General features: G+C 56.4%; 9 protein-coding genes. 7 read left to right on the top strand and 2 right to left on the bottom strand.

The features are described 5' to 3' along the window. On the top strand, positions 1 to 2,444 hold a 2,444-nt coding region (locus tag ACF8AM_RS04010), incomplete at its 5' end, for a glutamine amidotransferase (RefSeq protein ID WP_392554394.1). Further along, complete coding sequence (locus tag ACF8AM_RS04005) at positions 2,441 to 2,638, top strand: hypothetical protein (protein ID WP_392554393.1); 198 nt, start codon at positions 2,441 to 2,443, stop codon at positions 2,636 to 2,638. The genes ACF8AM_RS04010 and ACF8AM_RS04005, both read left to right, overlap by 4 nt. Here ACF8AM_RS04005 and ACF8AM_RS04000 read toward each other — a convergent pair. Beyond that, positions 2,635 to 3,057, bottom strand: coding sequence for a VanZ family protein (locus ACF8AM_RS04000; protein ID WP_392554392.1), 423 nt, complete (start codon positions 3,055 to 3,057; stop codon positions 2,635 to 2,637). The genes ACF8AM_RS04005 and ACF8AM_RS04000 overlap by 4 nt on opposite strands. A gap of 32 nt (positions 3,058 to 3,089) precedes the next feature. Here ACF8AM_RS04000 and ACF8AM_RS03995 point away from each other — a divergent pair, with 32 nt between their 5' ends. The 5 genes from ACF8AM_RS03995 to ACF8AM_RS03975 all read left to right on the top strand — a co-directional run bounded on the left by ACF8AM_RS03995 (position 3,090) and on the right by ACF8AM_RS03975 (position 7,419). Then, positions 3,090 to 3,950 carry a family 16 glycoside hydrolase gene (locus tag ACF8AM_RS03995; protein WP_392554391.1) on the top strand — a complete coding sequence of 287 codons (861 nt, stop codon included), beginning with the start codon at positions 3,090 to 3,092 and terminating at the stop codon, positions 3,948 to 3,950. Further along, positions 3,947 to 4,426 carry a tRNA adenosine(34) deaminase TadA gene (tadA, locus tag ACF8AM_RS03990; protein ID WP_007325362.1) on the top strand — a complete coding sequence of 160 codons (480 nt, stop codon included), beginning with the start codon at positions 3,947 to 3,949 and terminating at the stop codon, positions 4,424 to 4,426. The genes ACF8AM_RS03995 and tadA overlap by 4 nt, the downstream gene beginning before the upstream one ends. Positions 4,427 to 4,571: 145 nt before the next feature. Beyond that, positions 4,572 to 5,906: a leucine-rich repeat domain-containing protein gene (locus ACF8AM_RS03985; protein ID WP_392554390.1), complete on the top strand. Its 1,335-nt coding sequence runs from the start codon at positions 4,572 to 4,574 to the stop codon at positions 5,904 to 5,906. Further along, a complete protein-coding gene (locus tag ACF8AM_RS03980; protein WP_392554389.1) occupies positions 5,906 to 6,478 on the top strand; it encodes a DinB family protein in 573 nt (190 codons plus the stop codon). Before ACF8AM_RS03985 ends, ACF8AM_RS03980 begins: the two co-directional genes overlap by 1 nt. Beyond that, positions 6,475 to 7,419: an ion transporter gene (locus ACF8AM_RS03975; protein ID WP_392554388.1), complete on the top strand. Its 945-nt coding sequence runs from the start codon at positions 6,475 to 6,477 to the stop codon at positions 7,417 to 7,419. Before ACF8AM_RS03980 ends, ACF8AM_RS03975 begins: the two co-directional genes overlap by 4 nt. Before the next feature lie 33 nt (positions 7,420 to 7,452). On the opposite strand, the gene ACF8AM_RS03970 is transcribed toward ACF8AM_RS03975, so the two are convergent. Further along, positions 7,453 to 8,319 (bottom strand): tetratricopeptide repeat protein, encoded by an 867-nt coding sequence (locus tag ACF8AM_RS03970; protein ID WP_392554387.1) that lies wholly within the window; start codon positions 8,317 to 8,319, stop codon positions 7,453 to 7,455. Positions 8,320 to 9,203 lie beyond the last annotated feature (884 nt).

Here is a 9,203-nt window from a genome sequence, read left to right as displayed (position 1 = left end):
AAGAAGCTGGCGGAGAGATCTTGGTCGAGAAGATCGATCTGCCCTCGAATATTCGCAAAGGGCAACCTTTTGAAGCTCGGATTGTGGTCGACCGCCAAGGGGCAAAGCCGACCGACTCAGACAAGCCTGTGACTGGACGATTGCGAGTCAAGCAAAAGGTGGCCGGCGAAGAGGCGTTGTTGTTGGAACAGACTGTTGAGTTGCAACCGGGAAAGAATGTGTTCCCGCTGCAGCACAAAATCGATCAACCGGCCGCGTACACCTATGAAGCCGAATTCATCGCGGATGAGGACGAAGACGATTCGCTGAAGCAAAATAATAGTGCAACGGGCTACACCTACGTTCGTGGCAAAGGGCGTGTGCTGTTGATTCACGGGCCAGAGGACATTGGCGATTTCGAATTGCTGATCGCAACGTTGCGCGATTCCAACATCGAAGTGACGCCGATGCCAACGACGCAGCTCTTTGGATCGTTGGCGGAACTGCAACCCTATGATGCGGTGATCTTGGCCGGCGTGGCGCGGGTGTCGGGGGACACGACGCAGACGATCACTTCCTTCAGCGACGACCAAATCGAGATGCTGGTCCGCAACACCCAGCAACTCGGGGCTGGGTTGCTGATGATCGGCGGCCCGGATTCTTTAGGGGCCGGTGGGTGGACGGGAACGGAGCTTGAAAAAGCGATGCCGGTCGATTTCCAGATCAAGAACACCAAGGTGCAAGGCGTCGGCGCGCTGGCTCTGATCATGCACGCCAGCGAAATGGCGCAGGGAAACTACTGGCAAAAGCAGATCTCGATTGCCGCAATCGAGCAACTTGGTAGCGCCGATAAAGCCGGCGTGGTTCACTGGACCATGAACGGCGACAAGTGGTTGTGGGGCGGCTCCAAAGGGATGTTGGAAGTCGGTCCCAACCGCCGTGCGATGTTGGCAGCGGTCGGTCGAATGACGCCTGGCGATATGCCTGAGTTCGATCCCGCGATGCGGATGGCGGTCGCGGGGTTGGTCCGAACCGATGCGTCGGTCAAGCACCTGATCATCATCAGCGATGGTGACCCGGGAGCGCCGACCAACAGCGTCATTCAGGCATTCCAAGACAACAGCATCACGATCAGCACCGTCGCGGTGGAATCGCACGGGTTGTCTGACAGCAAGCGATTGCAGGACATCGCTCGTGCCACAGGCGGCAAGTACTACGCTGTCAAATCGGGACGCGCGCTGCCTGGGATCTTTCAACGCGAAGCCCGCCGAGTGACTCGCCCGTTGATCTATGAGCCTCCGGGAGGCGTCACGCCTCAGATTGTTTTCCCGCACCCAATCGTCGATGGCGTGGACTCGCTTCCACCCATCACCGGTTTTGTCATGACTCAGGTCAAAGACAGCCCGCTGGTGCAGGTCATCGCTCAATCGCCCAAACCCAGCACGCCCGAAAACGCGACCGTCTTGGCAACATGGACGTATGGTCTTGGGCGGTCTGCGGTTCTGACCACCGACGCTGGGGCTCGCTGGACCAACGCGTGGACGGGATGGCCCGGATACGAAAAACTGCATTCGCAATTGGTGCGATGGTTGATGCGGCCGACCGGAGACACGGGGCAATTCTCGTTGGCGACTCAGGTGCGAGATGATAGGGTCGATGTGATCGTGACCGCGCTTGGGGAAGACGATTCATTCCTTAACTTCCTGGAAGTCGGTGGCTCCGTTTTGGATCCGGAGTTGCAGCCATTGATGTTGGAAATGGAGCAAACGGCGCCCGGCCGTTATGAGGGATCCTTCCCAATTGATCGAGCGGGAACGTACTTCGTCAACGTGATTCCCGGTGACGGGAATGCACCGTTGTCGGCGGGCGTGACGGTGCCTTACAGCGAAGAGTTCCGGTACCGCGAAACGAATGAAACGTTGATCGCACAGTTGGCATCGATGAGACCCGAGGGTGGCGAAGCCGGGGTCGTGACGGAACCGTTGGAAGCGACCTTGGACGACGCGCTGCTCTCGCGAGATGCGTTCCGAGGTGGCTTGCCATTGGCTCGTCGCATTCGCGATGCGTGGCCTTGGTTCGTGTTGGCGGCTTGCGTGTTGTTCTTCACCGATGTGCTGGTGAGACGTGTTGCGATTCGATTTGGTTTTTTGAAAACTTGGTGGAAGCGGATGGTGGGGGATGCCCAGCCAGAGACAACGACGGTGGCACGATTGGATCAACTGCGGCAAACCAAAGAGGACGTCAACAAGCAACGACGAGCCAGTCCCCGGTTCGAGCCGGAATCGATCGACGTGGGTGGTTCGAAGGACTCTGGTGTTGACCGATTGGATTCTTCGCAGAACCGATCTGGTGACTCGCAGGACGCCCCGCGACCGTCAGCGTCCGGAAGCGGCCAAGAAGATTCTTCGGGAACGAGTTACACCGAACGGTTGCTCGAAGCCAAGCGGCGGGCGAAGAAGAAATGATGATGCTGGTCTTTGCCGCGTTTGCGGTGCTGTTGATTGGTTTGGAACTGTTCACGGGATGCGCGATGTTCGGATGGGCGGCCGACAAGATCGTTGTCGAGCGAGAGAAGACGCCCGGGCCATACTGGTTTGCAATCGCGCTGCACACGATTGTCGGCATCGGATTTCCGATTTTGTTTGCGATCTACGCTTAGCTCGTCGACGGCGAGTGGACCGATTCGGATCGTTCGCGGTGGCTCAACCAAGCCCAGCGGACGGTTGCGTACAAGATCACCGCGGTCAGGGTTCCCGCGGCGTCAGCCAGAAAATCCAAGGCGTCGGTTTGCCGACCGCGGACCAAGGATTGGCTCAGTTCATCAACGCAGGCGTACACCAAGCACATTGCCACGATGATCGGAAAACGACGCCACACACGGGGCGAGTTGGTGCAGTAGCAAAGCAGCATCGCCAGCCCGAAGAAAGCCGTGAAGTGCATCACTTTGTCGTTCACCGACGGCAGCGATTGGGGCATTTTCGGCAGGTGCGTGCCCACAAAGATCGCGACCCAGTAGGCAACCAACGCGATCACAGCCAATCGAAAGCCGAGCAGTCGAAATTTGGTGACCGGTTGCATCAGCGGTGCTCTCGCGAGGACAATGGGCGTCTATGACAATTCGTTCGTTCAAGGTCTCTATCGTGCGTCCGCAATCCACTCCTTCGATCAAACTGGCTTCGTTTCTAGCGTCGCGGGCATTCTTCGCAATGCTGACGCTCGCACTTGTCCCATCTTCTGCATCTTGCCAGTTCGGGGGAACTCCCCCTGTGGCGGAGAAAGCCGATGCCGGGGCGAAAAAAACAGCGAATTCAGCCGGCAATTGGCGTCCTTTGGCAGGCAAATGGGACGAAGCCCACTTTGGCGGGGATGGCGGAATCACGCGAGAAAAATGGAAGAAAACGTCCGAGGACGGTGACACGAAGCCGACTGCCACCGGTGAGTTGTTCCGATTGGGGATGGGCGACCCACTGACTGGGATCCGCTGGACCGGCGAGTTTCCACTCGAAAACTATGAGCTGCGGATGCAGGCTCGGCGAACAGACGGCTTCGATTTTTTCGCGGCCGTGACCTTCCCGGTGGGGAAAAATCACTGCAGTTTCGTGCTGGGAGGCTGGGGCGGTGGCGTCGTGGGCATCAGCAGCATCGACGGCAACGACGCCTCGAGCAACGAAACCACGGGGTACCAAGATTTCAAGAACAAGCAGTGGTACGAGATCCGAATTCGAGTCGACACGGAAAACGTGACCACGTGGATTGATGGTGCGGAATGGGCCAGCGTCAACCGAGCCGAGCACACCTTTGACATCCGCATTGAAATGGATCCCTGCTTGCCGGTTGGGATCGCGAATTTTCAATGCGAGAGTGAGATCCGAGGGATCGAAGTGCGGCGTTTGGATGACGATTCGACCCCTGAAAAAAACGGGACGTCGAGCGAAGGAAATTCCGCAAGCACACCGGCAGGCAACCCATGAGTTTGGATCCCTTGGACATTGATCGCCACTGGATGCAGCGGGCGATCGAGATGGCACAGTCCGCCGCGCTGGAGGATGAGGTTCCTGTGGGAGCGATCATCGTGCGATCGGGAACCGCGATTGCCGCGGCGGCCAACCAGCGCGAAGCTTTGCATGATCCCACGGCACACGCGGAAATGATCGCGATCACTCAAGCGGCCGCCTCGATCGAAAATTGGCGTTTGGAGCAAACCACGTTGTACGTGACGTTGGAACCCTGCCTGATGTGCGCGGGTGCGATTCTGCAAGCTCGCGTGCCGCGGGTGGTCTTTGGGGCCAGCGATCCCAAGGCGGGTGCGGTGACCAGTTTGTATGAAGTGTTGACCGACTCGCGTCTCAACCATCGCTGCGAAATCACTCACGGAGTCATGGCAGAACAATGCGGCCATTTATTAACCGAGTTCTTTTCCGCCAAGCGCGCGTTGGGCAAAAAGTAGGGGAAGAAGAAAAAGACGATCGCAGCTAGAATGCAGTTCCTTCTCAGTCGCCGATGGCTGACGCCCACCCACAGCACCTTCCTCGCAGCAATTTGCCCCCGTCCAAATGAAACTGATTTTGCCCTCCTTCCCAAACCCTTGGCCCATGATCTTTCATCGTTCGTTGTTGACTGGACTGCTCGTTGGTGGTTTGACCCTTACCGGTTGCTCTCGCTCGGATTCAGAGACTGACAAGGATACGAACAATCCGGAAGTCGAAGAGACCGCTGTCGACGTTTCGGTGGAAGTCAACCCGGACGATCCCGAGGCCGTGGCCGCTCTGACCGAGGCCGGATACATCCTTACAAAAGGTGGCGACGGCAATGTCATCGAATTTTCGATTGCCAATCAAAAAGGCGGCATCGCAGAATCGATGCAGCATCTCAGCGGAATCCCTCACACGCAAAAGGCGACCTTCAATGGTCCTGGAATTAATGATGCGGGAATGGAAAACCTGACCTCGCTGACGAATTTGAAACGTCTGACGCTGACCGACACCGCGATCACTGACAAAACTTTGGAAACGGTCGGCAAGATGACCACGCTCGAAGCGTTGTTCCTGCGTCGCACCGGTGTGACCGACGAAGGGATGGAATTGCTGACGGGATTGAACAAACTGCGTGCGATCGATTTGCGGAACAGTAACATTGGTGACGCGGGCATGGATTCCCTGGCCAAGATCAAAACGCTTGCCGACGTTCAATTGGAAAAGTCCAAGGTGACCGATGACGGATTGGTCAAGCTTGCACCGTTGCCGCTGAAGTCCATCAACTTCAACTACTGCACGACTATCAACGGACCGACGATGAAAATGTTGGGACAGACTCCCACACTGGAACAGTTGCAGGGTGATTACTCAAAAATCAACGATGCCGCGATGGCGGAACTGAAGGGCCTGTCCAAGCTCAAGCGTCTTCGGATTCGTGGTTGTGACGTGACTGGGGAAGGCATCCAGCACATCGCGAACAACAAATCCTTGGCTCGGTTTGAGCTTCGTGATTCGTCGGTGGACGACAAGGGATTGGATGTCATCTCGCAATTGCCGGCTGTGACGTATGTCGATATTTCGGAGTGCCGATTGGCGTCACCCGAAGGCATCGCTCAATTGGGAAAACTGACTGGACTGACCTACCTTGGTCTTTGGGAAACCAAGACCAATGATGAAACACTGGCCGCGTTCGGCGAATTGGTCAACTTGGAAGAATTGAATCTGAAGTCGACTTCCGTGACGGACGAATCGTTGCCTGTGTTGAAGAAGATGACCAAGCTGCAAACATTGAACGTGGCCGGCACGCAACTTGGCGATGAGAGCTTTTTAGAATTGGCGAAGCTGCCTAATCTCAAGAGCATGAACGTTGCCAACACCAGCATCGGGTTCGACGTGATTGACACGTTGGCCGAGAATCATCCGGATCTCCAAGTCATTGAGTTTGAGAACTGATGCAAGCAAGCGTTTCCATGAGTCGAACGAAGAGTCGGCGGCCCGGCGAGGGCGAATTGTCGATCGACTACCATCGTGAATTGGCCGCCCGTGTGCCTGGTGAATGTATCCTGAAAGCGATGGAGGATCAGTTGCACTGGGTTTGCGAGCTGGCCGGAAGTCTCTCTGCGGAGCAGATTGACAAGGTTCACAAGCCCTATGCGTGGTCGGTTCGCCAGGTGATTGAGCACTGTGTCGACGCGGAACGAATCGCCGGGGATCGAATGCTGCGGATCGCGGCGGGAGATCAGTCCGACCAGCCCGCTTGGGATGAAAACGCCTATGCCGCGGCTCGCTTCGGTTTGGGAAACATGCGAGAGTTGATTTCCGAACTGGGGTTTTGTCGACAAGCCAACACGACCTTGCTGCGGCGAATCAATCCTACCGCCTGGGACAATGTTGGGACGGTGGATGGCAACCGCATCAGTGTTCGTGGGATGGCTTGGGTGGCTGCGGGACATCTGCTTCATCATTTGGAAATCATTGAACAGCGATGTGAGATTCAAGTTTCTCGCGGTCCCCAAATGACATGAGTACCGCGACCGAAAAAGTGTTGCGGCGTCGATTGATCCAGCGTCCCGCCGAACCCGGTGTCCGGCAGACGCTTTACGACGTGATCTTTGAGGCTGATTCACCGCTCGGTCGTGGTTTCGACATCGCATTGCTGGTCGCCATCATCGCCAGCTTTGTGCTGGTTTCCCTGGAGACCGTGCCTGAGTTTGGGCTGCAAAGCAAACCGAATGCAGCGGACCCAGCGAGTCCCCTCGCAAGTTGGTTCTGGACGCTTGAATGGATTCTCACCATTCTGTTCACCATTGAGTACGCGCTGCGTCTGTACTGCGTGCGTCATCCTCTGAAGTACGCGTTCAGCTTCTGGGGAATTGTGGATTTGCTCAGCATTCTGCCAAGCTACTTCGCACTGTTCGTCGAGTATTCCGCGAAGTCGTTTGTGATTCTCCGCAGCATTCGGTTGCTGCGAGTCTTTCGAGTTCTGAAGCTTTGGCGAATGATGAGCCAAGCCGATGAGCTTTCGGATGCGGTTTGGAAGTCACGCGAAAAGATCATTGTCTTTTTGGCGGTGGTCTTGGTCGCCGTCACGATCAGTGGCACGCTCATGTACCAGATCGAAACGGTCTTGATGGGTGATACGCACGACAGCGAATTCACCTCGATTCCGCAAGCGATGTACTGGGCCATCGTGACGATGACAACGGTGGGCTACGGAGACGTTGTCCCGCACACCACGATCGGCAAGATCATTTCGGCGGCGCTGATCTTGCTTGGTTACTCGCTGATCATTGTTCCGACTGGTTTTGTCAGCGCGGAATTGTCGAGCAAGCTGGCGGTCACCACGGAACATCATCCCTGCCCGCAATGTGGATTGGCGAGTCATCGAGCTGGCGCCGTCCATTGTGATCGTTGCGGGCATCGCCTCGATGAAGAGATTCATGCGGAGTCGATCGCCGAAGCTTGATCGACGTCGCAAAGGACAGGTCCGAATCCTGTGTCACTGTTCGTCTGGTTTGGCGGACGCTTTCAAGTGGTTGGCGTACACACGAGCCACATCGGCCATGTAGTGAGCCATCGGGGTCTTCGCGGCTCGCGTCATGAAGGCCTGAGCGTCCTTGGGTTTTCCTTCGGCGTCCGCGATCAGTCCCAGGTACAAGTCAGCGTAGAAACGCGCTGATTGTTTCGATGCTGGTTGATGGATCGCATTCACGGCGGCCTCAATCTTGGTCGCGTCTCCACCGGGCAAGCGATCAAGGATTTCCGACATCGGAATCCGTCGATCTCCTGGTGCGGGCAGAAGAAGTTTGCGAGCCGACTCGATGCCATTGGCCTTGGCTTCGCAGAGGAAGTGCCACGCCGCGTTCTCAACATCGTTTGGATTCACACGGCGGTGGGCTTCGAATAATTCGCGTCCATCTTCGAAACGTCCTGCGAAGAACAACGCGATGCCATACTGCCAAAGGTAAGGCCGCATGTCAGGCGATTGCTTGATTGCATTTTCGTAGTGCGGGATGGAGTCGTCGACCTTCCCCGCACGCAGCAACGCATCGGCCAACGCCACCTGCCGGTTCGCAGAACCTGGGGCATCTAAATGCAGGTTGGATCGGGCTCGTTCAATCGCAAGCTGATGCCGGGCCGAGTGATTGACGTTGGGCTGTTGAGCCCGGACTGGGTGGATAGCAATGCACGAGAGCGTGAGCGTCAAAGCGGAGAACAGAACACAGATTGAGCGTCGAAAGGAATGGCTCATGGTGACCATGGTGGGATGGAGAGAGTGATCAAAAAGTGGCATCGGTTTCTTCCCGGTGAACGGAGTGGTGTCCAATCCCAACACACAGATCATTCCATCATTGAATTCCATCATTTGCCACCCAACAACCGGGATTTCTCTGGTGACAAACGCGACGCCGGTTGTAGGCCAGGTTCCACCTGGCGCGTGTGGCTGGCCGATTGAATTTTCAGTTCGATGTCGCCTGAATTGTTGCAGACGGCTGGCTTTGTTCCAAAGCATTGCCGTGGTTGCCAGGTGGAACTTGGCCTACACCTCGACGCCTCCTCGCCCTGTGAGGTCATGCAGTTTTGAAGTGTTGAGTTGCAATGGGGGCTCATCACGCTTTCAAACGGAGAGTGAGATAAAACGGCACGATCTCCTGCGCGGGCAGAGGTCTCAAGGTGTTGCTGACACCGCGTTGAATACGGCAATACCTCACAGGAGGAAAGCGGTCGTGCCGTGAACTCCGCTTGTGGCGGGGGGGGGCGATTTGATATCGCGGAGGGTGAAATGGGCCCGTGACAGGTGTTCGAACGAAATCAATGATGATGATCTCTTGAAAACAAGTTTCCATCCTATCGTGTGGCTCGTTGCCGGAAGTGCCCTGTTGACTTCCTTCGGGTGTCGGCTGCCAACTGGCATCACACGCTCGCGATGGGCGATGGAGCACCCGGATTACGCGAAAAAGTACGCTGAAGGTGTTCCCAAGTCGGATCCGATTGGCAAGGTAAAGCAGGCCAGTGACGCCAGGTTTCTCAATGGAGCCGAGGGGACTTACGTTTCTGCTGGGGCGACGTACCGATCCAGCACAGGGGCAGGTTTTGTGGCAGACTTCGGCAATTAAGAATACCTGACTTCGTACATTACTCAGCGGTTTTCGCTGTCTGGTGCAGCGGTATGGGACCATGCTTCGATTGGGCTCGACACGGGTTTGGTTTTGCAAACCCCTACCCGTTTGGCGCCTTTTGGGGGGATCG

It is taken from the genome of Rhodopirellula sp. JB055 (assembly GCF_043100905.1).
Classification (GTDB): domain Bacteria; phylum Planctomycetota; class Planctomycetia; order Pirellulales; family Pirellulaceae; genus Rhodopirellula.
The sequence above is the reverse complement of the archived record's forward strand: the minus strand, read 5'-3'. Positions and strand labels throughout refer to the sequence as shown.